The sequence below is a fragment of the Burkholderia sp. Cy-637 genome (genome assembly GCF_011753175.1).
Taxonomy (GTDB): domain Bacteria; phylum Pseudomonadota; class Gammaproteobacteria; order Burkholderiales; family Burkholderiaceae; genus Burkholderia; species Burkholderia gladioli.
In genome coordinates, this window is record NZ_VWWC01000105.1 from 1 (window position 1) to 26,506 (window position 26,506).

The 26,506-nt window shown below is 68.5% G+C and carries 26 protein-coding genes, 1 tRNA gene, 1 pseudogene and 1 riboswitch; of the genes and pseudogenes, 19 read left to right on the forward strand and 9 right to left on the reverse strand.

Annotation, left to right across the window (positions count from 1 at the left end; genetic code table 11):
- The 6 genes from flhF to metF form a co-directional block, all read left to right on the forward strand.
- On the forward strand, positions 1–1,162 hold a 1,162-nt coding region (gene flhF, locus F3J10_RS23635; RefSeq protein ID WP_240155695.1), incomplete at its 5' end, for a flagellar biosynthesis protein FlhF.
- The gene (locus tag F3J10_RS23640) at positions 1,155–1,967 is read left to right on the forward strand and encodes an AAA family ATPase (RefSeq protein ID WP_025099984.1); all 813 of its coding nucleotides are present in this window, start codon (positions 1,155–1,157) and stop codon (positions 1,965–1,967) included. The genes flhF and F3J10_RS23640, both read left to right, overlap by 8 nt.
- A gap of 64 nt (positions 1,968–2,031) precedes the next feature.
- Positions 2,032–2,757, forward strand: coding sequence for an RNA polymerase sigma factor FliA (locus F3J10_RS23645; protein ID WP_161783299.1), 726 nt, complete (start codon positions 2,032–2,034; stop codon positions 2,755–2,757).
- Positions 2,758–2,894: 137 nt separating this feature from the next.
- A riboswitch (S-adenosyl-L-homocysteine riboswitch) is annotated at positions 2,895–3,035 on the forward strand.
- A 28-nt stretch (positions 3,036–3,063) separates the two neighbouring features.
- Entirely contained in the window at positions 3,064–4,482 is a 1,419-nt protein-coding gene (gene ahcY / locus F3J10_RS23650) for an adenosylhomocysteinase (RefSeq protein ID WP_013696292.1), read from the forward strand.
- Positions 4,483–4,634: 152 nt separating this feature from the next.
- Entirely contained in the window at positions 4,635–4,988 is a 354-nt protein-coding gene (locus tag F3J10_RS23655) for a phage holin family protein (protein ID WP_013696293.1), read from the forward strand.
- Positions 4,989–5,007: 19 nt separating this feature from the next.
- Complete coding sequence (gene metF, locus F3J10_RS23660) at positions 5,008–5,844, forward strand: methylenetetrahydrofolate reductase [NAD(P)H] (protein WP_025099982.1); 837 nt, start codon at positions 5,008–5,010, stop codon at positions 5,842–5,844.
- A 118-nt stretch (positions 5,845–5,962) separates the two neighbouring features.
- On the opposite strand, the gene F3J10_RS23665 is transcribed toward metF, so the two are convergent.
- Positions 5,963–6,655, reverse strand: a complete 693-nt coding sequence (locus tag F3J10_RS23665) for a dienelactone hydrolase family protein (protein WP_167243122.1) — start codon at positions 6,653–6,655, stop codon at positions 5,963–5,965.
- A gap of 282 nt (positions 6,656–6,937) precedes the next feature.
- Between F3J10_RS23665 and F3J10_RS23670 the strand changes: the two genes are divergently transcribed.
- Entirely contained in the window at positions 6,938–8,038 is a 1,101-nt protein-coding gene (locus F3J10_RS23670) for a nitronate monooxygenase (RefSeq protein WP_167243123.1), read from the forward strand.
- A gap of 421 nt (positions 8,039–8,459) precedes the next feature.
- Positions 8,460–9,602 carry a branched-chain amino acid ABC transporter substrate-binding protein gene (locus F3J10_RS23675; RefSeq protein WP_167243124.1) on the forward strand — a complete coding sequence of 381 codons (1,143 nt, stop codon included), beginning with the start codon at positions 8,460–8,462 and terminating at the stop codon, positions 9,600–9,602.
- Between the two features lie 84 nt (positions 9,603–9,686).
- Here the strand turns inward: F3J10_RS23675 and F3J10_RS23680 are convergent, their stop codons facing one another.
- Positions 9,687–10,892, reverse strand: a complete 1,206-nt coding sequence (locus F3J10_RS23680) for an MFS transporter (RefSeq protein ID WP_025101390.1) — start codon at positions 10,890–10,892, stop codon at positions 9,687–9,689.
- A 189-nt stretch (positions 10,893–11,081) separates the two neighbouring features.
- Between F3J10_RS23680 and F3J10_RS23685 the strand changes: the two genes are divergently transcribed.
- The 3 genes from F3J10_RS23685 to F3J10_RS23695 all read left to right on the forward strand — a co-directional run bounded on the left by F3J10_RS23685 (position 11,082) and on the right by F3J10_RS23695 (position 13,964).
- Positions 11,082–11,831 carry a pyridoxamine 5'-phosphate oxidase family protein gene (locus F3J10_RS23685; RefSeq protein WP_167243125.1) on the forward strand — a complete coding sequence of 250 codons (750 nt, stop codon included), beginning with the start codon at positions 11,082–11,084 and terminating at the stop codon, positions 11,829–11,831.
- Between the two features lie 387 nt (positions 11,832–12,218).
- A complete protein-coding gene (locus tag F3J10_RS23690; RefSeq protein ID WP_025101388.1) occupies positions 12,219–12,512 on the forward strand; it encodes an H-NS histone family protein in 294 nt (97 codons plus the stop codon).
- Positions 12,513–12,770: 258 nt separating this feature from the next.
- Positions 12,771–13,964: a cation diffusion facilitator family transporter gene (locus tag F3J10_RS23695; protein ID WP_167233858.1), complete on the forward strand. Its 1,194-nt coding sequence runs from the start codon at positions 12,771–12,773 to the stop codon at positions 13,962–13,964.
- A gap of 45 nt (positions 13,965–14,009) precedes the next feature.
- On the opposite strand, the gene F3J10_RS23700 is transcribed toward F3J10_RS23695, so the two are convergent.
- The 3 genes and pseudogenes from F3J10_RS23700 to F3J10_RS23710 form a co-directional block, all read right to left on the reverse strand.
- Complete coding sequence (locus F3J10_RS23700) at positions 14,010–14,468, reverse strand: Lrp/AsnC family transcriptional regulator (RefSeq protein ID WP_025101386.1); 459 nt, start codon at positions 14,466–14,468, stop codon at positions 14,010–14,012.
- A 229-nt stretch (positions 14,469–14,697) separates the two neighbouring features.
- Positions 14,698–15,246: pseudogene (locus F3J10_RS23705) on the reverse strand (exonuclease); the annotation flags it as partial.
- Complete coding sequence (locus F3J10_RS23710) at positions 15,243–15,890, reverse strand: MBL fold metallo-hydrolase (protein ID WP_025101384.1); 648 nt, start codon at positions 15,888–15,890, stop codon at positions 15,243–15,245. The pseudogene F3J10_RS23705 and the gene F3J10_RS23710, both read right to left, overlap by 4 nt.
- Before the next feature lie 671 nt (positions 15,891–16,561).
- Here F3J10_RS23710 and F3J10_RS23715 point away from each other — a divergent pair.
- Positions 16,562–17,194, forward strand: coding sequence for a septal ring lytic transglycosylase RlpA family protein (locus F3J10_RS23715; protein ID WP_166914549.1), 633 nt, complete (start codon positions 16,562–16,564; stop codon positions 17,192–17,194).
- A 129-nt stretch (positions 17,195–17,323) separates the two neighbouring features.
- Here the strand turns inward: F3J10_RS23715 and rsmI are convergent, their stop codons facing one another.
- The gene (gene rsmI, locus F3J10_RS23720) at positions 17,324–18,214 is read right to left on the reverse strand and encodes a 16S rRNA (cytidine(1402)-2'-O)-methyltransferase (RefSeq protein WP_025101382.1); all 891 of its coding nucleotides are present in this window, start codon (positions 18,212–18,214) and stop codon (positions 17,324–17,326) included.
- On the opposite strand from rsmI, the gene F3J10_RS23725 reads away from it, so the two are divergent.
- From F3J10_RS23725 to F3J10_RS23745, 5 genes are all read left to right on the forward strand, one after another.
- The gene (locus tag F3J10_RS23725) at positions 18,213–18,722 is read left to right on the forward strand and encodes a YraN family protein (RefSeq protein ID WP_166914553.1); all 510 of its coding nucleotides are present in this window, start codon (positions 18,213–18,215) and stop codon (positions 18,720–18,722) included. The genes rsmI and F3J10_RS23725 overlap by 2 nt on opposite strands.
- A gap of 155 nt (positions 18,723–18,877) precedes the next feature.
- A complete protein-coding gene (locus F3J10_RS23730; RefSeq protein ID WP_025101380.1) occupies positions 18,878–19,462 on the forward strand; it encodes an SIS domain-containing protein in 585 nt (194 codons plus the stop codon).
- Positions 19,463–19,481: 19 nt separating this feature from the next.
- Positions 19,482–20,285, forward strand: a complete 804-nt coding sequence (locus F3J10_RS23735; RefSeq protein WP_167243126.1) for a BON domain-containing protein — start codon at positions 19,482–19,484, stop codon at positions 20,283–20,285.
- Positions 20,282–20,638 carry a c-type cytochrome gene (locus tag F3J10_RS23740; RefSeq protein WP_036038280.1) on the forward strand — a complete coding sequence of 119 codons (357 nt, stop codon included), beginning with the start codon at positions 20,282–20,284 and terminating at the stop codon, positions 20,636–20,638. The genes F3J10_RS23735 and F3J10_RS23740 overlap by 4 nt, the downstream gene beginning before the upstream one ends.
- A 119-nt stretch (positions 20,639–20,757) precedes the next feature.
- A tRNA-Ala gene (locus F3J10_RS23745) sits at positions 20,758–20,833 on the forward strand.
- A gap of 54 nt (positions 20,834–20,887) precedes the next feature.
- On the opposite strand, the gene F3J10_RS23750 is transcribed toward F3J10_RS23745, so the two are convergent.
- The 3 genes from F3J10_RS23750 to F3J10_RS23760 all read right to left on the reverse strand — a co-directional run bounded on the left by F3J10_RS23750 (position 20,888) and on the right by F3J10_RS23760 (position 23,250).
- On the reverse strand, positions 20,888–21,610 hold the full coding sequence (locus F3J10_RS23750; RefSeq protein ID WP_017919822.1) for a hypothetical protein: 723 nt from the start codon (positions 21,608–21,610) through the stop codon (positions 20,888–20,890).
- A gap of 7 nt (positions 21,611–21,617) precedes the next feature.
- Positions 21,618–21,929, reverse strand: a complete 312-nt coding sequence (locus F3J10_RS23755) for a zinc ribbon domain-containing protein (RefSeq protein WP_084152615.1) — start codon at positions 21,927–21,929, stop codon at positions 21,618–21,620.
- 169 nt (positions 21,930–22,098) lie between these two features.
- Complete coding sequence (locus F3J10_RS23760; protein ID WP_025101377.1) at positions 22,099–23,250, reverse strand: nucleoside hydrolase; 1,152 nt, start codon at positions 23,248–23,250, stop codon at positions 22,099–22,101.
- Positions 23,251–23,529: 279 nt separating this feature from the next.
- Between F3J10_RS23760 and F3J10_RS23765 the strand changes: the two genes are divergently transcribed.
- On the forward strand, positions 23,530–25,866 hold the full coding sequence (locus F3J10_RS23765; RefSeq protein WP_167243127.1) for a TonB-dependent hemoglobin/transferrin/lactoferrin family receptor: 2,337 nt from the start codon (positions 23,530–23,532) through the stop codon (positions 25,864–25,866).
- Between the two features lie 48 nt (positions 25,867–25,914).
- Positions 25,915–26,506, forward strand: a 592-nt coding sequence (locus F3J10_RS23770) for a ChuX/HutX family heme-like substrate-binding protein (protein ID WP_275691708.1), incomplete at its 3' end; no start/stop codon positions are given.

Below are 26,506 nucleotides of genomic sequence, written 5' to 3' on the forward strand. Positions count from 1 at the left end.
CGGCGGCAGCGCCGAGGCGAGCGCCGCGCGCCCGGTCCACGGCGTCCGCGCGGCGGAGCCGGCCGGCTCGCCAGCCATCCCGGCAGCCGCCGCCAAGCCGGCCGCGCGCGCCGCGAATCTCTCGAATCCCGCCAGCGCCGCGATCGCCGACGAGATCAACGCGCGCATCGAGCGCATCGTCAACGAGACCGTGATGAACGAGCTCAGCGCGATGCGCGGCATGATGGAGGAGCAGTTCGCCGGCCTGGTATGGGGCGATCGCCAGCGCCGCAGCCCGCTGCACGGCGCGCTGACCAAGCGCCTGTTCTCGGCCGGCTTCTCGGCCCAGCTGGTGCGCACCGTGGTCGACAACCTGCCGGCCGAGCTGGCCGAGGGCAGCTTCGACGGCGCCTGCGACTGGGCCGAATCGGTGCTGGCCGGCAACCTGCCGGTGCTCGACAGCGAGGATGCGCTGATGGAGCGCGGCGGCGTGTTCGCGCTGATGGGCCCCACCGGGGTCGGCAAGACCACCACCACCGCCAAGCTCGCGGCGCGCTGCGTGATGCGCTTCGGCGCCAGCAAGGTGGCGCTGCTGACCACCGACAGCTACCGGATCGGCGGCCACGAGCAACTGCGCATCTTCGGCCGCATCCTCGGCGTGCCGGTGCACGCGGTGAAGGACGGCGGCGACCTGCAGCTCGCGCTCTCCGAGCTGCGCAACAAGCACATCGTGCTGATCGACACGATCGGCATGAGCCAGCGCGACCGTACCGTGTCCGACCAGATCGCCATGCTGCAGGGCGCCGACACGCCGGTGCAGCGCCTGCTGCTGCTCAACGCCACCAGCCACGGCGACACCCTCAACGAGGTGGTGCAGGCCTATCGCGGCGCGGGCCAGCCCGACCTGGCCGGCTGCATCCTGACCAAGCTCGACGAGGCCACCAACCTCGGCGGCGTGCTCGACACGGTGATCCGCTACCAACTGCCGGTGCACTACGTGTCGACCGGGCAGAAGGTGCCGGAGAACCTCTACGTGGCGACCCGCAAGTTCCTGCTCAAGAGCGCCTTCTGCGTGCCGCGCGACGGCTCGCCCTTCGTGCCGCACGACGACGAACTGCCCGGCATGCTGTCGGCCCTTGCCGGCCGCCCGGGCGCCGGACATCACGAGGTCTACTTTGGATAAGCACACCACCGATCAAGCCGAAGGGCTGCGGCGCCTGCTGGCCGGCCGCGCGACACGCATCGTCGCGGTGACGGGCGGCCCGGCCGGGGTCGGCTGCACCACCACGGTGGTCAACCTGGCGGCGGCGCTGGCCGCGCTGGGCAAGGACGTGCTGGTGGTCGACGAACGCTCCGACGTGGATTCGGCCGCCGCCACGCTGGCCGGCTCCTGGGTGCGCACCGGCAGCACGGTGCGCCACGCGGCCGGCTTCTCGATCTGCGTGGCCGCCGAGCTGGCGCGCGACGGCTATGACGATGCCCGCCTTGCCGCCTACCTGGACGGCGCGGCCGACATCGTGCTGGTCGATGCGCAGCGCGACGCCGAGGGCGCGTTCTCCGCGCTCGCGCGCGCCGCCAACGACGTGCTGGTGGTGACCCGCGTGGCGGGCCCGGCGATCACCGAGGCCTATGCCTGCATGAAGCGGCTGCACTACGCGCATGCGCTCGCGCAGTTCCGGGTGCTGGTCAACCACGTGCAGAGCGCGGCCGACGCGCGCGCGGCCTACGAGAACCTGGCCGGGGTGGCGAGCCGTTACCTGAGCGTGGCGCTCGACGAGGGCGGCTACGTGAGCGCCGATCCGCTGGTGGCGCGCGCCCGCGAGCTGGTGCACACGGTGGTCGACGCCTTCCCCTCGGCGGCCGCCGCGCGCGACTACCGGCAGATCGCGCAGGACCTGCTGTACTGGCCGATGCGCCCGGCGCGCGCGGCCGGCCGGGCCTATGCCGGGCATCCGGCGATCGAACGGGGCGCGGCGCACGCCGCCTGACCCACGGGCACTCTGGAGGGAGCCGATGTACAACGCTCAAGGAAAACTGTCCACGTCCGCGACGATGGCCGAAGCGGGGATGGGGCAAGCCGAGGTGCTCGCCAAGTACGCGCCGCTGGTGCGTCGCCTGGGGCTGCAGCTGGTGGCGAAGATGCCGGCCAGCGTCGACCTCGACGACCTGATCCAGGCCGGCATGATCGGCCTGCTCGATGCCGCGAGCCGCTACAAGGAAGACCAGGGCGCGCAGTTCGAGACCTATGCCACGCAGCGCATCCGCGGCGCGATGCTCGACGAGCTGCGCAGCAACGACTGGCTGCCGCGCAGCCTGCGCAAGACCTCGCGCGAGGTGGAGCAGGCCGTGCATCGCGTCGAGCAGCAGCTCGGCCGTTCCGCCAACGAGAGCGAGATCGCCTCGCACCTGGACATGCCGCTGCCCGATTACCAGTCGATGCTGCAGGACCTGCACGGCAGCCAGCTGATCTACTACGAGGATTTCGATCGTTCCGCCGACGATGAGCCCTTCCTCGACCGTTATCGAGTCGATCATTCCGACCCGCTTTCCGCGCTGCTCGACGACCATCTGCGCGCCGCGCTGGTGGAGGCCATCGAGCGGCTGCCCGAGCGCGAGAAGCTGCTGATGTCGCTCTATTACGAGCGGGGCCTGAACCTGCGCGAGATCGGCGCGGTGCTGGAGGTCAGCGAATCGCGCGTGTGCCAGCTGCACAGCCAGGCGGTGGCGCGGCTGCGCGCGCGCCTGCGCGAACAGGCCTGGGTCGGCGCCGAGCACTGAGGCCGGCCGCCGCGTGAGCGGCGCGTCCTGCCCCCGTCCCGGCATTTCGGGACCGATCGAGGCGATTTCAAATAGATACGTATTCCCGCATCGTGCGTGCGGGAATTCTTCGCGGCTCTTTGCTACAATCGCTGCTCGTTTCCAAGGAGCGTTGCGACAGGCATCGGCCTGCCAGGCTTGGAAATCTTCACCGCGCGGCACTTGCCCGCCTGGCGCCGAGTCCTCCCGACTTGCCGCGCCGGCCAGGCTCGCCGCACTCTGAACGGCGCTCACGTCACCAATCTTTGACCAAGAAAGGAGGGCGTGATGAACGCCGTTATCGACTCGAAAGCCTCGCAAGACTACCTCGTCGCCGACCTGGCACTGGCTGCCTGGGGCCGCAAGGAACTGACCATCGCCGAGACCGAAATGCCCGGCCTGATGCAGATCCGCGACGAATACAAGGCAGCGCAGCCGCTCAAGGGCGCGCGCATCGCCGGCTCGCTGCACATGACGATCCAGACGGGCGTGCTGATCGAGACGCTCAAGGCGCTCGGCGCCGACGTGCGCTGGGCCTCGTGCAACATCTTCTCGACCCAGGACCACGCGGCCGCCGCGATCGTCGAAGCCGGCACGCCGGTGTTCGCCTACAAGGGCGAGACGCTCGACGAATACTGGGAATACTCGCACCGCATCTTCGAATGGCCGAACGGCGAGTTCGCCAACATGATCCTCGACGACGGCGGCGACGCGACCCTGCTGCTGATCCTCGGCTCGAAGGCCGAGAAGGACCGCTCGGTGATCGGCAAGCCGACCAACGAGGAAGAAGTGGCGCTCTACAAGTCGATCGCCGCTCACCTGGACATCGATCCGCAGTGGTACTCGAAGCGCCTGTCGCACATCAAGGGCGTGACGGAAGAAACCACCACCGGCGTGCATCGCCTGTACCAGATGGAAAAGGACGGCCGCCTGCCGTTCCCGGCCTTCAACGTCAACGACTCGGTCACCAAGTCGAAGTTCGACAACCTGTACGGCTGCCGTGAATCGCTGGTGGACGGCATCAAGCGCGCCACCGACGTGATGATCGCCGGCAAGATCGCGGTGGTGGCCGGCTACGGCGACGTGGGCAAGGGCTGCGCGCAGTCGCTGCGCGGCCTGGGCGCGACCGTGTGGGTCACCGAAATCGATCCGATCTGCGCGCTGCAGGCGGCGATGGAAGGCTACCGCGTGGTGACGATGGAATACGCGGCCGACAAGGCCGACATCTTCGTCACGGCCACCGGCAACTTCCACGTGATCGGCCACGACCACATGAAGGCGATGCGCCACAACGCGATCGTCTGCAACATCGGCCACTTCGACTCGGAAATCGACATCGCGTCGACGCGCCAGTACCAGTGGGAAAACATCAAGCCGCAAGTCGACCACATCATCTTCCCGGACGGCAAGCGCGTGATCCTGCTGGCCGAAGGCCGCCTGGTCAACCTCGGCTGCGCCACGGGCCACCCGTCCTTCGTGATGTCGAACTCGTTCGCCAACCAGACGCTCGCGCAGATCGAACTGTTCGTGCGCGGCGAGCAGTACGAGAACAAGGTCTACGTGCTGCCCAAGCACCTCGACGAGAAGGTCGCGCGCCTGCACCTGGCCCGCATCGGTGCCAACCTGACGGTGCTGTCGGCCGAGCAGGCTTCGTACATCGGCGTGTCGCAGGACGGTCCGTTCAAGCCGAACCACTACCGTTACTGATCCCGCGCCCGGCCTCGCGCCGGGCACGGGCGTAGCGCGCCGCGCCCCCTTGCCGTTTCGGGGCCGGCGCGCCGCGCATCGCGCCGGCCGCATGCGCGGCCCGACCGGGTCGCGTCGAGCGGCCCGGTTTTTTTGCATTAGGAGCCCTTCACATGACCGTCATCCTGACCTGGATCATCAATGCCCTCGCGCTGCTGATCATCACCTACCTGGTGCCCTCGATCCACATCAAGAGCTTCGGGACGGCGCTCATCATCGCGGTCGTGCTCGGCCTGATCAACACCATCATCCGGCCGGTGCTGATCCTGCTGACCCTGCCGGTGACGATCGTCACGCTCGGCCTGTTCATCCTGGTGGTCAACGCGCTCTGCTTCTGGTTCGCGTCCTCGCTGCTCAAGGGCTTCGAGGTATCGGGATTCTGGTCGGCGTTCTTCGGGTCGATCCTGTACAGCATCGTGTCGTGGCTCCTGTCCGCCCTGATCTTCGGCCAGCGCAACCTGGGCTGACGGGGATCCCTCCCGAATCATGAAACCGATCGAACTCTCCCTGGAATTCTTCCCGCCGAAGACGGCGGAGGGCGCCGACAAGCTGCGTGCCACGCGCGCGCAACTGTTGCCGCTCAAGCCGAAGTTCGTCTCCGTGACCTTCGGCGCCGGCGGCTCGACGCAGCAAGGCACGCTCGACACCGTGCTCGACATGCAGAAGGACGGCCTGTCGGCCGCCCCGCACCTGTCGTGCATCGGCTCGTCGAAGGACAACCTGCGCGCGATCCTGGACCAGTACCGCTCGCACGGCATCCGCCAGATCGTGGCGCTGCGCGGCGACCTGCCCTCGGGCATGGGCGAGGTCGGCGAGCTGCGCTATGCCTCCGACCTGGTGCGTTTCATCCGCGCCGAGCATGGCGACTGGTTCCACCTGGAAGTGGCCGCCTACCCGGAATACCATCCGCAGTCGCGTTCGCCGAAGCAGGACCTCCAGCACTTCGCCGACAAGGTGAAGGCCGGCGCGAACTCGGCGATCACGCAGTACTTCTTCAACGCGGACGCGTATTTCCGTTTCGTCGACGATGCCGCGCGGCTCGGCGTCGAGGTGCCGATCGTGCCCGGCATCATGCCGATCACGAACTACTCGCAGCTGATGCGCTTCTCCGAGATGTGCGGCGCCGAAGTGCCGCGCTGGATCGCGCGCCGGCTGGAGAGCTTCGGCGACGATCGCGAATCGATCCGCGCCTTCGGCACCGACGTGATCACCGCGATGTGCGACCGGCTGATCAAGCAGGGCGTGCCGGGGCTGCATTTCTACACGCTCAACCTGGCCACGCCGACGCGCGCGGTCTGCGAACGGCTCGGTCTGTCGGGCTGAACGCGGGCGGCGGGCGGCCCTTTGCCCGGGCTGCCGGCAAACGAAAAACGGACCGTTTCCGGTCCGTTTTTTTTCGTCCGCGCCCCGTCGAGGCATGACGGGAAGCCGGGCTGCCCGCCTACAGGTTCTCGGCGAGGAACTGCAGGGTGCGGCCGTGCGCGAGTGCGGCGGCGCGCTGGTTGTAGGAGGCGCGCACATTGCAGTTGAAGCCGTGGTCGGCCTCGGGGTAGAGATGCACGGCGGCGTTCGGGCGGCCCGCGAAGGCGGCCTTCACCTGCTCGACGTGCTCGGGCGTGATGCCGTGATCGAGCCCGGCATAGTGGAACAGGATCGGCTGGGTGATGTGGTTGGCCACGTCCAGGTGGTTCTGGATGCCGCCGCCGTAATAGGCCACCGCCACGTCGAACGCGCCGGCGGCAGCCGCCAGGTAGGCGAGCCGGCCGCCGAAGCAGTAGCCGATCCCGGCCACCTTGCCCTCGACCTCGGGACGCGCGCGCAGCGCGGCGGCCGCCGCGGCGATGTCGGCCGCGGCCTGGTGCACGTCGGTCTTCTGCAGCAGTTCGATGCCCTTGTCGCGGTCGGCGCCTTCATAACCGAGCTCGACGCGCGGCTGGGTGCGCCAGAACACGTCCGGCGCGAGCGCCACGTAGCCGTCGGCCGCGTACTGGTCGGCGACCGAGCGGATATGGCTGTTCACGCCGAAGATCTCCTGGACGATGAGCACGGCCGGGCCCTTGCCGCCCTTGGGCAACGCGAGGTAGCCGCCAAATGATTCCTGGCCGGCGGGGATGTCGATCCATTGCGAACTCATGCTGTTCTCCAGATGGCGGGCGCGCGCGACGATGGCGCGGCCACGGTGAAAAGGGCGGCGTCAGTGTGCCATCGTTCGCGCTTCGCTGCAGTGCGTCAGGCGCTTGTAGGTTTGGGCGCGATGCGGCCGCGCCGCGCGGGCATCCCGGCTCTCATTTTTCCAGATGGCAGCGATCACGAGGTTTCATTATCCGGCGCGCTCCGGCTTCGCTAGAGTCGAAGCCGAACCCATCGACCGCGCGCGCCTCGCGTGTCCCGGCCGCGCCTTCCCCGGAGCCCTGCCATGTCCCCTGCCTCGCCGTCCGCCGTTTCCTTCGCCGAACGTTTCGGCCTGCGCCTGCCGCTGGTGCAGGCGCCGATGCTGGGCGCGAGCCCCGCCGCGATGGTGGCCGCGGTCTCGAACGCCGGCGCGCTCGGCAGCCTCGGCGGCGCCGGCCTCGCGCCCGAGCGGCTCGCCGCCGAGATCGAGACGATCCGCGCGGCCACCCCGCGCGCCTTCGCGGTGAACCTGTTCGTGCTCGACGAGGCGCGTCCCGACGAGGCCACCGTGCGTCGCGCGCTGGCGGCGATCGATCCGCTGCGCGCGCGCTTCGGCCTGGCTCCCGGCGCGCCGCTGGCGCGCTACGCGCCCGATGCCGAGGCCCAGCTCGAGGTGCTGATCGCCGCGCGCGTGCCGATCGCGAGCTTCACCTTCGGCGTGTTGAGCGCGGCCCAGGTGCAGCGCCTGCACGCGGCCGGCTGCTACGTGATCGGCACGGCCACCCACGTGGCCGAGGGCATCGCCTGGCGCGATGCCGGCGCCGACGCGATCTGCGCGCAGGGCGCCGAGGCGGGCGGCCATCGCGGCACCTTCATCGGCCGCGCCGAGGATGCGCTGGTCGGCACCATGGCGCTGGTGCCGCAGTTGATCGACGCGACCGGGCTGCCGGTGCTGGCCGCGGGCGGCATCATGGACGGACGCGGCATCGCCGCGGCGATCGCCCTGGGTGCGCAGGCCGCGCAGCTGGGCACGGCCTTCCTGGCCTGCGCGGAAAGCGGGATCTCGCAGCCGTGGCGCGAGCAACTGGCCAGTGCCGGCGACACCGCGACGCTCGTCACCGACGTGATCTCGGGCCGTCATGCGCGCGGCATCCGCAATGCGATGATTTCGACGCTGTCCGCGCAGGCGGAAACGATTGCGCCGTATCCGGTGCAGAACGCGCTGACCCAGGAATTGCGGCAGGCCGCCGGCCGCGCGGGCGATGCGGATTACCTGTCGCTGTGGTCGGGCCAGGGCGGCCCGCTGGGTCGGCGGCGCGGCCAGGGCTTGCCCGCGGCGGCGCTGGTGGAGGCGCTCGACGGCGAATGGCGCGAAGCGCTCGCGCGTTTCGCGAAGCTGTCTTGAACCCCGGCGCCCCGCATTGAACGGGCCGATTCGGTGCTGCATGGCAGTGAATTGTTTCCGGCCGAAGTCATTGATCCGCAACATCATCCGGCGATTAATCCAGTGAATAAAACAACCCTTCGTCATCCCGAATGAATTAGCGGAAACCCTTACCCACCAAGGGTTTCCGTAATCCCATACAGGCTGTCGCATGGCCGCGACATCGGTAGTGCTCCCACTATTCCAAAAAGATCCCACAAATTAATTTGATCACCTACACTTGCGCGCAAGTACGGTGAGACGCCCGCTACAAGCGGTTGCCTCGGGTGCTTGCAGCCACGTGCATGACAGATGCGGCCGGCGAAACTCCAGTGGTGGAAGACACCGGGGATGGAGCGGGGAACCGGCGATGGCATTTTTTGGATCGAAACTGGAGACTTCCATGAATATCAAGATGCAAAAGCTGTTGCCGATCAGCGCGGCGGTGATGGTGTTTGCGGCGTTCGCGACGAACGCGTCGGCCGACGAAGTGGTGAAGATCGGCCACGTCGCGCCGTTGACGGGCGGTATCGCCCACCTCGGCAAGGACAATGAAAACGGTGCCCGTCTCGCGGTCGAGGAAATCAACGCGAAGGGCCTGACGATCGGCGGCCAGAAGATCACGCTCCAGCTCGATGCCCAGGACGACGCGGCCGACCCGCGTACCGCCACCCAGGTTGCCCAGAAGCTGGTCGACGACAAGGTCGTCGCCGTGGTGGGCCACCTGAACTCGGGTACCACGATCCCGGCCTCGAAGATCTACAGCGATGCCGGCATCGTCCAGATCTCGCCGTCGGCCACCAACCCGGCCTACACGCAGCAAGGTTTCAAGACCGCCTACCGCGTGGTCGCGACCGATGCGCAGCAAGGCCCGGCACTGGCCAACTACGCGCAATCGAAGGGCTTCAAGTCGGTGGCGGTGGTCGACGACTCGACCGCTTACGGCCAGGGCCTGGCCAACGAATTCGAGAAGAAGGCCAAGGCGCTCGGCCTGAAGGTGCTCTCGCACGACGCGACCAACGACAAGGCGGTCGACTTCCGCGCGATTCTGACCAAGATCAAGGGCGAAAACCCGGACGCGATCATGTACGGCGGCATGGATGCCACCGGCGGCCCGTTCGCCAAGCAGGCCAAGCAGCTCGGCCTGCGCGCCAAGGTGCTGGCCGGCGACGGCGTGTGTACCGAGCAGCTTTCGGACCTGGCGGGCGATGCCTCGGCGAACGTGATCTGCTCGCAGGCCGGCGCGGCCCTCGAGAAGATGCCGGGCGGCGCGGAATTCCAGGCCAAGTACCAGAAGCGTTTCGGCCAGCCGATCCAGATCTACTCGCCGTTCACCTATGACGCCGTGTACATCATCGTCGATGCGATGAAGCGCGCGAACTCGGTGGACGCGGCCAAGATCCTGGCGCAAATGCCGACCACGGACTACAAGGGCGTGATCGGCGAGACCGTGTTCGATTCGAAGGGTGACCTGAAGCACGGCGTGATCTCGCTGTACGACTACAAGGGCGGCAAGAAGTCCTTCCTTGATCAGGTCAAGATGTAAGCTGCGGCCGCAGAGGGGGTAAAGGGCGCCCGTCGAGAGACGGGCGCCTTTTCTTTTGGCGCCGCTGCAGCGACCCGGAACGGTTCAGACCTTCAGCCGCAGCATCACCTTGGGCGCCGCGACGGCGACGATCGCCGCGCACAGCGCGACGATGCCGAGCCCGACCGGCAGCCCGGCCGCCTGGGCGACCGCGCCGATCACCACCGGCCCGAACATCAGCCCGAAGTAGGCGAGGCCCGCCACGTGCGCGAGGCCTTCGGCCGGCGAGATGCCGGCCACCCGCGCGGCCGCCGCGAACAGCAGCGGCATCATGTTGGCCAGGCCCAGGCCCATCATCGTGAAGCCGACCAGGGCCGGCACCGGCTCGGGCAGCAGCAGCGCGCCGAGCATCCCCACGCAGGCGAAGCTGGCGCTGGCGAACACCAGTTGCGGCGCGCCGAAGCGGGCGCGCACGAAGTCGCCGGCGAAGCGGCCGGCGGCCATGCCGCCCGAGAAGGCCGCGTAGGCCGCGCTCGCGAAGGCCGGCGTGGCGGCCACCACGTCGCGCATGTAGACGGTGGCCCAGTCGTACATCGCGCCTTCGGCGATCAGCGAGACCAGCGCGATCGCGCCGAGCATCCACAGCGCCGGCGAGCGCCAGCGGTTGCCCGAGCGGCCGTGCCCGGCCTCGGCGTGCGGCACATGCGGCAGCACGGCCGGGCAGGCGATCACCAGGATCACCGCGCACAGCAGCGAGGCCAGCGCGAGGTGCAGGCTGGGCGCCATGCCGGCCGACAGCGCGATGCCGCCGAGCGCGGCGCCGGCCAGGCCGCCGATGCTGAACATGCCGTGCAGCATCGAGATGATCGGCCGGCCGAAGGCGATCTCGACCGCGCTGGCCTCGGCGTTCATCGCCACGTCGAGGGTGGCCATGCTGAAGCCGAACAGCATCAGCACCACGATCAGCAGCGCGTAGCTCGGCGCCACCAGGATCAGCGCGCCGAACACCGACATGCCGATGCCGCCGGCCAGGCAGGCGGTGCGCGTGCCGACCCGGGCGATCCATTTCGCATTGGTGGTCATCGCCACGATCGAGCCGATCGCCACCGCCAGCAGGGCCAGCGAGAGCAGGGCCGGGCTCAGCGCGAAGCGGTCGCGCACGGTGGGCACGTGCACGCCCCAGGACGCATACATCATGCCGGCGATGAAGAACAGGGCCATGGTCGCCAGGCGCGCGCGCCGGCGATCGTCCGAGGACAGGTCGCGGTGGGCGGCGGGCAGCGGCGGCAGCTGGGGGGAATGGTCGGACACGGTGAGCTCGGCAGCGCGCGGCGCGGCGGGACGCACCCGCCGCTCGCGCGGATCGGTTTGGAATCGGAGGCGCGCGGCGCCCGCGGCCGGCGGGCCTGGGCGACAATGCGCGCAAGCGCCCGATTCTAACGGAGCGTCGTGCCCGGCGCTCTCGGCCGGGCGTCCCCCGGAGCCAGGAAGGAGCCTGCCTTGCACATCCCCGCCGAATTGCCGATCCACCTGCTGCACCGCCGGCAGGTCGCCACGCTGGCGACGCATGCGCGCGAGCCGGCCGGTTTTCCCTATCCGAGCGCGCTGCCGTACGCGACCGATGCGCGGCACCGGCCGGTGATCCTGGTCAGCGCGCTGGCCGAGCACACGCGCAATCTCGATGCCGATCCGCGCGCGGGCTTCCTGGTCGCCGACGAGGCGCCGCCGGTGGCGACCGCGCCGCCCGCGCCGGCCGATACTTCGGCGCACGAGGCGACGAACGACGTGGCGAACGACGCGGCGGCACCGGCCGCGGCGGTGCTCGAGGTGCAGCGCATGACCCTGCTCGGCCGCTTCACGGCGGCCGGGGACGATGCCCATCTCGCCGCCCGCTACCAGCGTTACCACCCCGATGCGGCCCGGTATCTCGCGCTCGGCGATTTCAGCCTGCGCGTGCTCGAGATCGAACGCCTGCGCTTCATCGGCGGTTTCGGCCGCATGGGCTGGGTCGAGTCGGCGGCGCTCAATGCGCTGACGCCGCTGTCCTTCGAGGAGGAGCAGGCGCTGTGGGCGTCATATCCCGGTGGCAATAACGAGGCGATTTGCCTGCTCGGCGTCGATCGTTTCGGCGCGGATTGGCGAATCGCGGGTCGCTTGCAACGGACGAATTTCGGCGAAGCGGCGCATGATTTCACGGCGCTGGAGTTGGCCTTGCGCGAGATTTCGACGAATTTCGGGCTGCCTCGATAGACAATGCGATCGGCTTTCCGATATCGTCGATCGAATTCATGCACTTTTTCGGTGCATTAGGATTTGTCCGAAATCGGGTCGAAGTTGTCGCAGCATGAAAACTTTCAAATGTCCGGCATGCCGGCCGTTGCGCGTCCTGAGAGCATGAATATATGAACAAATTCTGCCTAATCGATTGCGTCAATCATTTAAGCGGTAATTGAATTGCCGTTCAAGCTTCAGATTCCTTGATGATTAATCACAATCCGGAACATTTATTTGCGTTGCGGACGATTCCCCAGATTGTTTTTTGTGCTAATCTCTGCCTCCATAATCCGAGGCATCGTTACGTGAAAATGGTTCAGCCGGCACAGACCGGTTCCGTTTAGTCAGAGAAAAAGGGAATATATGTCTTCTTACAAGGACCTTCTCGCACAGCGGGAAAAGCTGGAGAAGCAAATCGAGGAAGCCAAGGCGAGTGAATATGCCGCGGTCCTCAACGACGTGAAACAGAAGATCTCCGATTACGGCTTCTCGCTCGCCGAACTCGGTCTGAAGGGTGCCAAGGCGGCCAAGGCCGGCCGTGCCCGCGCCGGTGTCGCCGCGAAGTATCGCGATCCGGAATCGGGTGCGACGTGGTCGGGGCGCGGCAAGCCGCCGCGCTGGATCGCCGGCAAGAATCGCGAGCAATTCGCGATCTGAATCCCGAAGGCGGCTTAAACCCGAGCCGTCTCCCGGAAAAATGAAGGCCATTCATCTCGTCGGCGAGATGGGTGGCCTTTTGTTTAGTTATCTAGACAACCGGGGCCGTATCGCGACGAGCCTAATCGGTCTCGTTGCCGCCATGGTCGCCCGGCCTCATCCATAAGCACCTGATTTGCCGCGTTTTTTCAGGCATCGCCAAGGGGCCGGCCGGCTGCCTTGATAGAATCTCAGAATTGCGGCTTCCAGCGGTAATCCATGTCCACATTTACCGTCGACGATCCCGATCACGAAAAACATGCCGTGGCGCGCAAGACCACGGGTGTCAGCATTGCACTGAATGTGGTGCTGGCCACATTACAGATGGCTATCGGCTCTATTGCGCATTCGCAGGCATTGATTGCCGATGGCGTCCATTCCTTATCCGATCTGGTTTCCGATTTCATCGTATTGATTGCCAATCGGCATAGCGGCGCGCAGCCGGATGCCGATCACAATTACGGCCATAGCCGATACGAAACGGTCGCTTCGCTGCTGCTCGGCGCGATCCTGATCACGGTCGGGATCGGCATGTTGTGGCGCGCCGGCGACCGGCTGGTCGACCTCGACGCGATCCCGGCGGTGCATGCGATCGCGCTGCCGGTGGCGGTGCTGGTGGTGATCTCGAAGGAGGCGCTGTTCCGCTACATGCTGCGCGAGGCGCGCCGCGTGCGCTCGGCCCTGCTGGTGGCGAACGCCTGGCATGCGCGCTCCGACGCGGCCTCCTCGCTGGTGGTGGCGATCGGCATCGTCGGCAGCCTGGCGGGGATCAAGCTGCTGGATCCGATCGCGGCGGCGATCGTCGGCTTCATGGTCGCGCGCATGGGCTGGAGTTTCGGCTGGAACGCCCTGCAGGACCTGTCCGATCGCGCGCTCGACGCGCGCGCGGCCGACGAGATCCGCGCGCGGCTGGTCGCCACACCCGGCGTGCGCGAGGTGCACGAGCTGCGCACCCGCAAGATGGGCGATGCCGCGGTGGTCGACGCGCACATCCTGGTCGATCCGATGATCTCGGTCTCGGAAGGGCACTTCATCGCGGAAACGGCGCGCGCCCGCGTGCTCGAGGATCCGCGCGTGGTGGATGCGCTGATCCATGTCGATCCCGAGCACGACGCGCTCTGGCGCCGGTCCGCGCTGGCGCTGCCGCCGCGCGACGAGATCGTGGCCAGGCTCGACGCGGCGCTGGCCGAACTCGGCCTGCGCGCGGCGGCCGTGCGGCTGCACTACCTGAGCGGCGGGCTCGAGGTCGATATCACGCTGGCCGCGCCGGGATCTGCGCCGGGGCAGGCGGTCGATGCGGCCGCGTTGCGGGAGCGGCTGGGGGTGAAACGCGTCGGTATCGAGTGGGCGCCGCCGGGCGAAGCGGCAGAGTCGGGCGGGGCGACCGGGATGGAGCGGCCGCCGGCGGCCTGAGCGCCGTGAACGCGGCGCCGGCGCCGATGGCCGGCGCCCGCCGCCTCACAGCGGCAGTTGCGTGTCGAACTTGATTTCGCGCAGCACCACGCTGGTCCGCACCTGCGAGACGGCCGGGATCTTGAAGATCCGCTCGTGCAGGAACACGTCATAGGCCTTGATGTCGGGCGCCACGATCTTGAGGATGTAGTCGGCCTCGCCGGTGGTGCTGTAGCACTCGGTCACCTCGGGGCAGGTCGCGATCTCGCGCTCGAACTGCTCGACGCCGCCCTCGTTGTGGCGCGTCAGGTGCACGTGGGCCAGCGCGCAGACGTGCAGGCCGAGCTTCTCGCGATCGAGCAGCGCGGTGTAGCGCTGGATCACGCCGGATTGCTCCATGTCCTTGATGCGCCGCCAGCAGGGCGTGCTCGACAGGCCGACCTGGTCGGAGATTTCCTGCACCGAGCGGCGTGCGTCGAGCTGCAGCAGGCGCAGGATCTTTTGCGAGAAGGAATCGAGTATCACCGGCATCTCCGGGGGGCGGCTGGAACGCCCACATGTTAGAGGTGCGGGAAAAGTCCTGCAATGATGCCGGCTAAATGAGGCGGATTCGCTAGGCGTGGCAGGCAGCGCGGGAATTTTCTGCTGTCTCGTGCCGCGCCACCTGACCGGCGCGTCAGCTTGCTCCCGCCGCTGCCGCGTCGCCGGACGCCGCTGCGCGTCCGCCTGCCGCCTCGAAGGCGGCCTGCCGCTGGCGCAGCTCGGCCAGCATGTTGCAGAACAGCGCGCCCTGCTCGATCGCGTCGTCGAGCGCGACATGCGTGTGCGGATGATCGTCGAACCAGTGCTTCGGGAAGCGCGGCTTGATCGCCTTGCGGTAGGGCAGGCCGGTCAGCGCGAAGGCCAGCGTCTTGATGTCGAGCGCGGACCACGAGAACGGGCAGCGTCCCGCGAAACGCATCATGTACCAGAACATGAAGGTGAAATCGAAGCCGGCCGGCATCGCCACGAACACCGGCTTGCCGGGCAGCGCCTCGACCCAGTCCACATAGGCCACCAGCGCCGCCTCGGGCGCCTGCAGGTCCTGGCGGCAGGCCGCCCAGGCCTCGGGCTGGGTCTTCCACCAGGCTTCCTGCACCGGGTGCGCGGCCGCGCCGGGCAGCGTCTCCAGGTTGGCCGAGAAGGTCGCGATCAGTTGCTTGTCCTCGGTATAGGCGGCCGAGGCGAAGCTGAGCATCGAGTGCGGGCCGGGGATCGGGCCGTCGGCCTCGACGTCGGTGCTGACGTAGATCTCGCCGCTCATCCGAACCTCCGGTCCGCCACGAAGGGATTGCTTTCGCGCTCGTCGCCGAAGGTCGACACCGGGCCGTGGCCCGGCACGAAGGTGACGTCGTCGCCGAGCGGCCAGAGCTTCTCGCGGATCGAGCGCAGCAGGTCCTCGTGGTTGCCGCGCGGGAAGTCGGTGCGGCCGATCGAGCCCGCGAACAGCACGTCGCCGACGATCGCCAGCCGGTGCTCGCGGCTGAAGAACACCACGTGGCCCGGCGTGTGGCCGGGGCAATGATAGACCTCCAACGTTTCCGCGCCGACCGTGACGGTGTCGCCGTCGCCGAGCCAGCGCGCCGGCTCGAAGGCCTCGGCCGTGCCGCCGAAGCCGAAGCGCTGGCTTTGCGCCGGTAGCTGGTCGATCCAGAAGCGTTCCTCCTCGTGCGGCCCCTCGATCGGCACGCCGTAATGCTCGGCCAGCGCCTTGGCGCCGGCGCAGTGGTCGAGGTGGCCGTGCGTGATCAGCACCTTCTCGACCTTGGCCTGCTGCCGCTCGACCTCGCCGCGGATCAGCTCGAGATCGCCGCCCGGATCGACGACGGCGGCGCGCCCCGTCTGTTCGCAGACGATCAGCGAACAATTCTGCTGGAACGGGGTGACGGGTATCAGCGTGACTTTCATGGCGGCGGGGAGGCGGCTCGGCTGGGAGTAAAGGCTCGATTGTACTGGCTCGTCCGCCCGCGCGTGCCTCGGGGCGAGCCTGCCGGACGGCCATGGCGCGGGGCCGCCGCCACGCCCGCCGGGCGTCCCGCAGCGGCCGTACCCGGGATTGCATCATAGGGAGAATCAATCAAGGGGACAGGCCGTTTTGCGGGACACCATTTTCATTTCTGTATAATGCGGCCCATTGTGCGTGGTTCCACCACGCGTTCTAGCAGGCGCAAAGGCACCGCAAAAGCGGGCCGACACGCCGTCAATGCACTAGCCGCCGGCCTACCGGCGGCGCATCCAGTGCCGATTCATCGGTACTCACGTCTTGTCCGGCCGGGCGCCACGCGCACCCGCCGCGGCCATGCTGTCGCATGCCGGATGAGGCCTATGTCGCCGTTCCTGTGTCCCGCCGATCGGCAGGGCGCGCGAACCGGTCAGCCGGTTCGATGGCGACATTTGGGGTCTGGTCAGGCTGCCGGGGACAGGTTGCGCCAGACGTGAAAGCTAATCAGGACGGTCGCGGCAGTACGACAGCCGCACCAGTGCAAGCCATCTGCTCGCAACGAGCAGGGGCGTGCGCGCATATCCGTCCGGGCCGTATTTTCCAGCAGTCGCGGCCCGCACCTATAGGCGACACGTCGATGAAATTTCGATTGCCGAGGCAACTCGGCCCAGTAGTGATGATGGCCGCGCTCACCGGATGCGCGATGCCGCCCAATGCCGCCAACGACCAGGCGGCCAACCAGTCCAATCCGGCCAGGGACGCGCTGCGCACGTCTGCCGCGAGCGCGGCGAATGCCGCCGACGATGGCGACGGCAAGCAGTTCGACTCGGCGCTGGCGACCATGCCGACCACCGACTCGCAGGACGCCAAGCGCGCCTCGCTGGCCGACGCGGAGCCGATCGACGCGGCCGACGTGTCCGATTTCCGCCAGAGCGGCAAGGCCTCGTGGTACGGCCGCGCCTTCCATGGCCGGCGCACCGCCAACGGCGAACGCTTCGACATGAACGAGCTGACCGCCGCGCATCGCACCCTGCCGCTGTCGTCCTACGTGAAGGTGATCAACCAGAGCAACGGCAAGTCGGTGGTAGTGAAGATCAACGACCGCGGCCCGTTCAAGCGCGGCCGCGTGCTCGATCTCTCGTATGCGGCGGCCAAGATCATCGGCCTGGTCCATGCGGGCACCGGCAGCGTCAAGATCGTCGGGCTGTCGCCCGAGCAGGCGAAGGTCGCGCGCGACGAGATGGTCGCTTCGGCTTCGCAGACGCACTGAGCTTCATTCGCGCGGCATCCGGCTGGCCAGCCGGACCAGCAGCCGTGCGGCGACACGAGCGGCGTGACGGGTTCACGCCGCTTGCTGCTTTCCGGGCGTCGCCGGCGGCCGGCCGCCGGCCCTGCCGCGTCAGTCTCCTTCCGCCTCTTCCTTCAGTTCGAGCGCGCGCGCATACAGCGTGTTGCGCGACGCGCCCGTCAGCGCCGCGGCCAGCTTCGCCGCCCCCTTCACCGGCACCTCCGACAGCAGCAGCCTGAGCAGCGCATCGTGCGCGGCCGGATCGTCCTCGCCTTGCGGCGCGCTCGCGCCTTCCACCACGATCGCGAACTCGCCGCGCTGGCGGTTGCTGTCGCCAGCCAGCCAGGCTGGCCCTTCGGCCAGGGTGCCGACGAACACGTCCTCGTGTAATTTCGTCAGTTCGCGGCCGATCAGCAGGCGCCGCTCGCCACCGAAGGCCTGGGCGAGCGCCTCGACGGTCTCGACGATGCGATGCGGCGCCTCGTAGAAAACCAGCGCGTAGGGATGAGCCTTGAGCGGCTCGAGCGCGGCGGCGCGCTGCTTGGGCTTGGGCGGCAGGAAGCCCGCGAAGGTGAAGGGCCCGGCCCAGTCGCCGGCGATGCTCACGGCGGTGGCGGCCGCGTTCGCGCCGGGCAGCGGCACCACCGGCAGCGCGGCGGCGCGCACCGCGTCCACCAGCTTGGCGCCGGGGTCCGAGATGCCGGGCGTGCCCGCGTCGGAAACATAGGCGATCCGCTCGCCGGCCAGCAGCAGCTCGACGATGCGCCCCGCCGCCTCGCGCTCGTTGTGCTCGTGCACGGCCAACAGCGGCTTGGAGATGCCGTAGCGCGACAGCAGCTGGCCGGTGTTGCGCGTGTCCTCGGCGGCGATGCGGTCGGCCAGCGCGAGCACGTGCAGCGCGCGCAGCGTGATGTCGGCCGCGTTGCCGATCGGCGTCGCGACCACGTAGAGCGTGCCGGCGGGATAGTGCTGCGATTGCGCGAGATCGGGGAGGGCAGTCATGACGGAGAAGGCGCGACGGCGCGCGGCGGGCGGAACAAGGCCCGCATTGTGCCATGCGGGTGACACGGCTTCGCGCGGCGCGGCGGGCGATGGCGCTGGCAAAGCGTTGCGCGAAGGGGCCGCCGCCGGCGAGGCCGACAACTTTTCCGCGCGGGGTGGGTCGAAACGCGTCGGCGAGCGCTTCGAGCAGCAGGCGCGGCGCTTCCTGGAGCGGCAGGGGCTGGCCTTCGTGGCCGCCAACCTGGTGGTGCGCGGCGGCGAGCTCGACCTGCTGATGCGCGAGCGCGACGGCAGCCTGGTGTTCGTCGAGGTGCGCGCGCGTCGGCAGGCGCGCCACGGCGGCGCGCTGGCGAGCATCGGCCTGCACAAGCGGCGCCGCCTGGTGCAGGCCGCGCGGCTGGTGTGGGCGCGCTTCGGCGGCCATTGCGCGTGCCGCTTCGACGTGATCGCCTTCGAGGCCGGGCGGCTGGTCTGGCTGCGCGACGCGTTCCGCGCCGACGACATCTAGCGCGTGCGGCGCGCGCGCTTGTTGTGTCGAGATGTAAGGGACCCGGCGGTGATGGCCGCGGAGTACGGTAAACTCGCCGCACCCACGCTACCGCGCGGCGCTCGATGCGCGTTTCACGCCAGGCTCCGCTCCGGGTTTCAACTCGATAGGAATCGATGTCAGTCGAACGTATTCAGCAACATATCCGCGACAACGCCACGCTTGCGCTCGAGGTGCTCGACGCGCTGTCGTTGCCGATCGCGGCCGCCGTCGACGCGATGTTCATGGCGCTCGCGAACGGCAACAAGATTCTCGCTTGCGGCGACGGCCCCTCGGCCGCCATGGCCGAGCGGCTCGCCAATGCGCTGGTCGGCGGTTTCGAGCGCGAGCGGCCGAGCCTGCCGGGCCTCGCGCTGGCCACCGACGCGAGCCGTGCCGGCCCGCTGGCCGGCGGCGAGGCGGCCGACCAGATCTTCGCGCAGCAACTGCGCGCGCTCGGCCAGACCGGCGACGTGCTGGTGGTGATCGATCCCGCCGGCGACACGCCGCGCGCGCTGGCCGCGGCCGCCGAGGCACGCGAGCGCGAGATCACCGTGATCGCGCTGACGGGCAAGGGCGGCGAGCTGGCCGCCGCGCTGTCCGATACCGATATCCATATCGGCGTGCCGTCCGACCGGGCGTTGCGCATCCAGGAAGTCCATCTGCTGACCATCCATTGCCTCTGCGACGGCATCGACGCGATGCTGCTGGGCGAGGACTGATTCCAAGGAGAGCTTGTCGATGACACCGAGCCGCGTCGGACCGACGCTTGTGAGAACCACCCTGATGATCGCCTTGTCGGCCGGCCTGGCCGCCAGCCTGCAGGGCTGCGTGCTGGCCTTCGCCGGCGCGGCGGCCGGCGGCGGCGCGCTGATCGCCACCGATCGCCGCACGCTGGGCGCGCAGACCGAGGATCGCGAGATCCAGATCAAGGCGGCCTCGCAGATCAAGAGCGGCCTGCCGGACGAGGCGCACGTCAACGTGACGGTGTTCAACCGGCGCGTGCTGCTGACCGGCGAGGTGCCGAACGACGCCTCGAAGCAGCGTGCCGAGGAGATCGTGCGCGCCATCAACAACGTCAACGCGATCGTCAACGAACTGGCGATCCAGCCGGCCGCCACGCTGTCCGACCGCACCAACGATTCCTATCTCGAAGGTCGCGTGAAGACCGCGCTGATCGCCGAGAAGGGTATTTCGGCGAACGACTTCAAGGTGGTCTGCGAGCGCGGCAACGTCTATCTGCTGGGCCTGGTGACGGTCGACGAGGGCAGCCGCGGCGCCGATGTCGCGAGCCGCGTGCCGGGCGTGGTGCAGGTGGTGAAGGTGTTCCAGTACATCAAGCCGGCCGACGCGCCGGGCCTGTCCAACGCCAGCGCGCCTGCCAGCGACGCCGGCGTGTCGCAGCCGGCGCCGGCCGTCGACGTCGGCCCGACGGTGGGCGCGGTGCCCGATTCGAGCGTGACCGCCACGCCGCTGCAATCGCCGGCGCCGGTTTCGGCCTCGCCGAACGTGCATCCGGGCAATCCGAAGGCGGGGGCGCAATGAGCGGTGGTGTCACGATCCGCCGCGCCGCGGCCTTCGCCGCGACGGCGGTGCTGCTGGGCGCGGGCCTGGCGGCGGCGCCTGCCGCGCGCGCGGCCGACGACGGCCTGCGCGTGGCGCGCGCCAATGCCTGCATGGGCTGCCACGCGGTCGACCGCAAGCTGGTGGGTCCCTCGTTCAAGGACGTGGCCGCGCGCTACAAGAACGATCCGGGCGCGGCCGCCAAGCTCGAGAAGAAGGTCCGAGACGGCGGCTCGGGCGTGTGGGGCGTGATCCCGATGCCGGCCCATCCCGGCATGAGCGACGCCGACGTGAAGGCCGTCGTCAAATGGGTGCTGGCAGGCTCGCCGTCCTGAACGGCGGGCGGCGAGGGGTGGTAAAGATCCCTTCGCGAGACGGCCCGAGTCGCCCGCGAAAAACTTTTTGGGGGCGGCTTGCCATCCTCGTCGCGGCTTGTGTATGATCGACGGATGTTGGGGGGGTAGCTCAGCTGGGAGAGCGTCGCGTTCGCAATGCGAAGGTCGGGAGTTCGATCCTCCTCCTCTCCACCAACGAATCACCAGAAAGCCGGCCTTGTGCCGGCTTTCTTCATTTCCGGCGCGGTTTCATCCGCCCACCGCTCCCTCCAGCAGGAAGAACACCACGAAGCCGACGAAGAACGCCGCTGTCGCCAGCGGCGTGTCGGGCACCTCATGCGCCTCGGTCAGCAGTTCCTCGGTGACCAGGTACAGCAGCGCGACCGTGCCGAGCCCGAGCAGGGCCGCGTAAGGCGTGGGCGGCAGCCCCGAGAACACGGCGTTGCCGATCACCGCCGCCAGGCTCAGCAGCGCCGACATCGCCATCGGGATCGCGATCGCCAGCGTGCGGCCGATGCCGGCCGCGGCGAGCGCCGCGCTGACCGAGAGCGCGAGGAACAGCACTTCCAGCGTCAGCGCGACGGTCAGGATCAGCCCGGTCTGGTCGCCGGCCGAGAAGGCGATGCCGAGCACCAGGCCGTCGATCAGCAGGTCGATGGCGGTGACGATGATCAGGCTGACCGGCAGGCGCGCCGTCTCGAGCCGGGTCTCGACCACTCGCGACAGCGCGCGGATCGCCAGCATCAGACCGAGCCCCAGCGCGAAGCCGACCACCACGGGCAGGCTGGCGTAGGTGCGGTCCTTGGGCAGCAGTTCGAGCGCGGCGGCCGAGAACACGATGCCGGCGGTGAAGTGCTGGATCAGGCTCGAGGTGGCCGGGCGGGGCGGCCGCAGCGCGGCGACCAGCGCGCCGAGGCAGGCCGCCACGATGGGCGGCAGCGTCAGCAGGGCGAGTTTGACGGCGGGAGTCATGGCGCGTTCAGGCGGCGGGCGCCGCGCATTGCGGGCAGAACCGCGCGCCGGCCGGCAGCGTATTCCGGCATTGCGAGCAGGCCGCCGCCGGCAGGGCCGCCGCGCATTGGCTGCAGAACCGCGCGCCACGCGGGCTGGGCGCGCGGCATTGCGGGCAGGCCACGGGATCGGCCGCCGAAGGTAGCGAGGACGGCGCCGGCGAAGCGGCGGGCGAAGGTGGCTGCCGCTCGCCGCGATGATGCCCCGACCCCGTCGACGACGCATGACCCTGTCCGCCGCCGTGATGGCCGCCGTGCCGCTTGTTTCCCCAGAAGCTCATTCCGTACTCCTTGATAAAGAGCGCGATGGCGCGAGAGGCGCACCCGCCGGGCGGGCCCGCGGCAGGGCAGCCGTTGCCGCGCCGCGGATCGCAGGAACGTAGTAAACACCCTGAAGCCACTTCAGGGTCAACCGCGCGGAACACGACCCGCCGCGCGGCCCGGGATCGCCTAGTTCGGCAGCTTGACCGGCACCGGCCGCGTCAGCAGGTCGACGTAGTAGTCGAAGAAGCGCGCGTTGTCGAAGCGCTTCACGATCCGCATCTTCTGCAGGCCCGGCGGCGGATTGCTGGCATACCCGGTCGACTTGCCGTCGTTCGCGCCGAAGCTGGTGTCCACGTCCACCCATTCGTCGACGGTCTGGGTCGCGAAGCTCGGGTCCATCAGGTAGGCGATGGTCAGGGTGTCCCAGATGTTGGTGGTGTAGTTGGGATTGGTCTCGAAGCCGTTCTTGCCGTCGAAGCCATAACCGTTCAACTGCTTGAAGATTTGCGTGATGGCGGTCTGCCTGGCGGGATCGCGCGTGATGCGGTCGTAGACGCTCTTGTCCATGCGCACCGTGTCGGTCACGTCGAGCGGCACCACCACCTGCTTGATCGGCAGGCGCAGCACCTCGCGCGCGGCCTCGGGATCGAACCACCAGTTGAACTCGGCCTTCGGCGTGGTGTTGCCGGGCACGTCGATGGCCCCGCCCATGTAGATGATCTGCTTGATCATCGGCACGATCTCGGGATGCTGGCGCGTGGCGAGTGCGATGTTGGTGAGCGGCCCGATCGCGAGGATCGTCACCTGGCCCGGGTTCTGTTTGACGCTGTCGACGATGAAGTCGACGGCGCTCTTGGCCTGCAGCTTGGTATGCGTGGCGAAGCCGTCGGGCGGCGCGACCAGGTCGGCATCCGATTTCGGCTCGGGCGTGTTCCAGGCGCCCAGGTAGCCGTCGCCGCCCGGGGATTGCGCGAGTTCGCGCTGGATGGTGGCGTAGTCGTGCGACAGCGCGTAGTTGGCGCCGGCATACACGCCGATCCGGTCGCCCACGCCGAGCCGCTCGACCGACTTCAGCGCATCCGCCACGCCCTGCCTGAGCCATTGATTGCCGGACACCACCGAAATGCCGAGCACCTCGATGCGGCCTTGCGCCTGCAGTTGGGCGGCCATCACGCCGAGCTGGCCGTCGTCGCTCATGGTGTTGTAGTCGCTGTCGATGATGACCTTGGGCGCCGCGCCTTGGGGTTGCAGCGTGTCGGCGCCGCCGCAGCCGGCCAGGGCGGCGCCCAGTCCCGCGATGCCCGCCGTCAGTGCCAGCTTGAGAATCCAGTGCTTCATGCATGCCTCCGATGTTGTGATGGGTAGCCCGCGCCGTTCGGCATGTCCCCTCGGACCGGCGCGGTGCAAGCATTCTGTATGAACAAGCGGGTCCGGATCAATCTCCGGCGTGGCATCGCCGTCGCGCCTGCCTCGCCCGGCATGGATTCCGGCTGCGACGTTCTAACTTACGAATGCAAATAGTAATGATTCGCGTTTACGATACAATCGCCCGCGGCAGCCTCCTGGAATATGGGTTGGGGGCGCCGATCGAGAACCACTCAAAACGGGGAGTAGCAGATGCAGTTCAAACGTCGTTTCGTCAGGATCGTCGTGCCGGCCGTGCTCGCGAAGACTTGCGCCGTGGCGATGGCCGAGCCCAATCCGGTGGAGACGGCGCGGCCGTCGCGCCAGGCGGAGGGTGGCGCGTCCTCGTCGCCGCTGCGCCGCGAGGAGACCCTCAAGGCGATCTCGGTGACCGCGAATCGCGTGGGGACCACCCAGTTGAGCCGCACCGCCGCCTCGGTATCGGTGATCACCAGCGACGATATCGACGACAACAACGCACGCGACATCAAGGACGCGCTGAAGTACGAGCCGGGCGTCGAGGTGCGCCGCCAGGCCTATCGGCCGAACGGCATCACGGGCGTGTCGGGGCGCGCCGGCAACGAGGGCATCAATATCCGCGGCCTGGAGGGCAATCGCGTGCTGATGCTCGAGGACGGCATGCCGCTGCCGCAGTCGTTCGCCTTCGGCTCGGGCGCGGCGGGCCGCGGCGACTATCTCAACACCGATCTCTACGAGCGCATCGAGGTGCTGCGCGGGCCGACCTCGGTGCTGTACGGCAGCGACGGCCTGACCGGCGCCGTCAACTTCGTCACCAAGGACCCGAAGGCGCTGCTGGCGATCTACCGCAAGCCGACCTATTTCTCGCTCAAGGGCGGCTACGATTCGACCGACCGTAGCTGGGGCTCGACGGCGACCGCCGCGTTCGGCGGCGAGCGCGTGCAGGGCATGCTGGTGCTGAGCGGCCGCCACGGCCACGAGACCGACAACCAGGGCGAGGTGGGCGGGCTCGGCGCGAACCGCTCGAAGCCGGACCCGCTGACCTACAACAACCGCAACGCGCTGGGCAAGATCGTGTTCCGGCTCAGCCGCGAGGACACGCTGAAGCTGACCGCCGAGACGCTCGACAACACCAATTCCAGCGATGGCCTGTCCCAGCTCGGCGGCGCTTATCAATGGGGTGGGCGCAGCTCGCGCGACTACACGGCGAACCGCTACGTGACCGGCAACGATGTGCAGAGCAATCGCGTCAAGCTCGACTACGATCACCGCGACGACAGCAACCCGTATTTCCAGCAGCTGCACGCTTCGGTCTACTACCGAAATGCCCAGACGCACCAGACGCTCGACATCGGCGGCCTGAGCGCGACGGGCGCCGCGGCCAGCCGCTCGCGCGTGAACGACTATCGCGACAACATCCTGGGCGGCAATCTGGTGGCCGACAGCCGCTTCGCCACCGGCGCCTGGCGGCACCAGCTCACCTACGGCTTCGACCTCAGCGTCTCGCACTACAGCACCTCGAGCTCGGCGGCGGGCGAGTGGGTGCCGGGCGGCGACGGTTATCCGGAAGTGTTCCCGAAGACCACCCAGACCAACTTCGGCGCCTACCTGCAGGACGAGGCGCGCTGGGATCGCCTGAGCATCGTGCCGGGCGTGCGCTTCGACTGGTTCCGCATGACGCCGCACGCGGACGCGACCTACAACACCGCCGCGGCCACCTCGACCAAGCCGACCACCGGCCTCACCGACAACGCGGTGTCGCCGCGCCTGGCGCTGCTCTACGAGGTGACGCCGGCCCTGGTGCCCTATGTGCAATACGCACGCGGCTTCCGCGCGCCCTCGGCCTACCAGGTCAACAGCTACTACAACCCGGCCGGCTCCTATGGCCTGTTCTACCAGCAGGTCGGCAACCCGAACCTGCGGCCGGAAACCAGCAACACCTTCGAACTCGGCACGCGCGGCAAGTTCGGCGTCGGCGCGGGCCACGTGAACTACAGCCTGGCCGGCTTCGCGGGGCGCTACAACGACTTCATCGACACCAAGGTGGTGGGCGGCAACGTGCGCTCGCCGAACGATCCGTACACGGTGCAGTACGTGAATTTCTCGAAGGCCTCGATCCGCGGCCTCGAGGCCAAGGCCGACTGGCTGGTCAACGACAGCCTGGAAGTGAAGGGTGGCCTGGCCTGGATCCGCGGCACCGAAACCAAGGACGGCGTGACCACCGGGCTGGATACGGTGCCGCCGCTCGCGGTGGTGCTGGGGCTGCGCTACACCGGCGGCGAGCGCTGGTTCGCGGGCGTCGACCTGACCTACAACTCGCGCAAGAGCAAGTCCGACATGTCGGATCCGAGCTTCTATTCCACGCCCTCGTTCACCATCGTCGACCTGCACGCGGGCTATCGCTTCTCGCGCCACGTCAGCCTGACGGCCGGCATCAACAACCTGTTCGACCGCAAGTACTGGGTCTGGAACGACGTGCGCGGCCTGAAGGACAGCGACGGCGCCGCCACCATCGCGGCCCTTACCGCCCCGGGCCGCAATTTCAATGTCGGCATGAAGATCGATTTCTGATCGGCCGGCCAGGACTTCCCGCTTTTTCATGACCGAGGACACCGCATCATGACCACTGCCTCCACCACCGGCGCCCAGGCCGCCACCCATTCCTATACCCAGGACGCGGCCTCGCTGGCCGCGCTGCGGCGCGATTTCACCACGCTGCGCACCGAGCGCAAGCTGCGCCACCGCGATGCCGCCGCCACGCTCGGCGTGAGCGAGGGCGAGGCGCTGGCCGCCTTCGTCGGCGAGCACGTGGTGCGCCTCGATGCGCGCTTCGTCGAACTCTACGAGGCGATCCCGCTGCTCGGCACGGTGATGACGCTGACCCGCAACGAGGCGGCCGTGCACGAGAAGATCGGCCAGTTCGAGAAGATGAGCCACGACGGCCAGGTCGGGCTCGCGCTCGGCAGCGCGATCGACCTGCGCATCTTCTACGGCAAGTGGGCCTCGGCCTTCGCGGTGCGCGAGGCGAGCGAGCAGGGCGGCGAGCGCAAGAGCCTGCAGTTCTTCGACGCGCAGGGCACCGCGATCACCAAGCTCTACCTGCGTGCCGACAGCGACCACGCGGCCTTCGACGCGCTGGTGACGCGCCACGCGGCGGTGCCGCAGGCCGCGGGCCTGGCGGTCGCGCCCGCGCCGGCGCCCGCCGTCGGCC

Coding starts and splice junctions, on each gene's coding strand:
- F3J10_RS23645 (WP_161783299.1), top strand. CDS start 2,032: ATGGCCGAAGCGGGGATGGGGCAAGCCGAGGTGCTCGCCAAGTACGCG.
- ahcY (WP_013696292.1), top strand. CDS start 3,064: ATGAACGCCGTTATCGACTCGAAAGCCTCGCAAGACTACCTCGTCGCC.
- F3J10_RS23655 (WP_013696293.1), top strand. CDS start 4,635: ATGACCGTCATCCTGACCTGGATCATCAATGCCCTCGCGCTGCTGATC.
- metF (WP_025099982.1), top strand. CDS start 5,008: ATGAAACCGATCGAACTCTCCCTGGAATTCTTCCCGCCGAAGACGGCG.
- F3J10_RS23665 (WP_167243122.1), bottom strand. CDS start 6,655: ATGAGTTCGCAATGGATCGACATCCCCGCCGGCCAGGAATCATTTGGC.
- F3J10_RS23670 (WP_167243123.1), top strand. CDS start 6,938: ATGTCCCCTGCCTCGCCGTCCGCCGTTTCCTTCGCCGAACGTTTCGGC.
- F3J10_RS23675 (WP_167243124.1), top strand. CDS start 8,460: ATGAATATCAAGATGCAAAAGCTGTTGCCGATCAGCGCGGCGGTGATG.
- F3J10_RS23690 (WP_025101388.1), top strand. CDS start 12,219: ATGTCTTCTTACAAGGACCTTCTCGCACAGCGGGAAAAGCTGGAGAAG.
- F3J10_RS23695 (WP_167233858.1), top strand. CDS start 12,771: ATGTCCACATTTACCGTCGACGATCCCGATCACGAAAAACATGCCGTG.
- F3J10_RS23710 (WP_025101384.1), bottom strand. CDS start 15,890: ATGAAAGTCACGCTGATACCCGTCACCCCGTTCCAGCAGAATTGTTCG.
- F3J10_RS23715 (WP_166914549.1), top strand. CDS start 16,562: ATGAAATTTCGATTGCCGAGGCAACTCGGCCCAGTAGTGATGATGGCC.
- F3J10_RS23725 (WP_166914553.1), top strand. CDS start 18,213: ATGACGGAGAAGGCGCGACGGCGCGCGGCGGGCGGAACAAGGCCCGCA.
- rsmI (WP_025101382.1), bottom strand. CDS start 18,214: ATGACTGCCCTCCCCGATCTCGCGCAATCGCAGCACTATCCCGCCGGC.
- F3J10_RS23730 (WP_025101380.1), top strand. CDS start 18,878: ATGTCAGTCGAACGTATTCAGCAACATATCCGCGACAACGCCACGCTT.
- F3J10_RS23735 (WP_167243126.1), top strand. CDS start 19,482: ATGACACCGAGCCGCGTCGGACCGACGCTTGTGAGAACCACCCTGATG.
- F3J10_RS23740 (WP_036038280.1), top strand. CDS start 20,282: ATGAGCGGTGGTGTCACGATCCGCCGCGCCGCGGCCTTCGCCGCGACG.
- F3J10_RS23750 (WP_017919822.1), bottom strand. CDS start 21,610: ATGACTCCCGCCGTCAAACTCGCCCTGCTGACGCTGCCGCCCATCGTG.
- F3J10_RS23755 (WP_084152615.1), bottom strand. CDS start 21,929: ATGAGCTTCTGGGGAAACAAGCGGCACGGCGGCCATCACGGCGGCGGA.
- F3J10_RS23760 (WP_025101377.1), bottom strand. CDS start 23,250: ATGAAGCACTGGATTCTCAAGCTGGCACTGACGGCGGGCATCGCGGGA.
- F3J10_RS23765 (WP_167243127.1), top strand. CDS start 23,530: ATGCAGTTCAAACGTCGTTTCGTCAGGATCGTCGTGCCGGCCGTGCTC.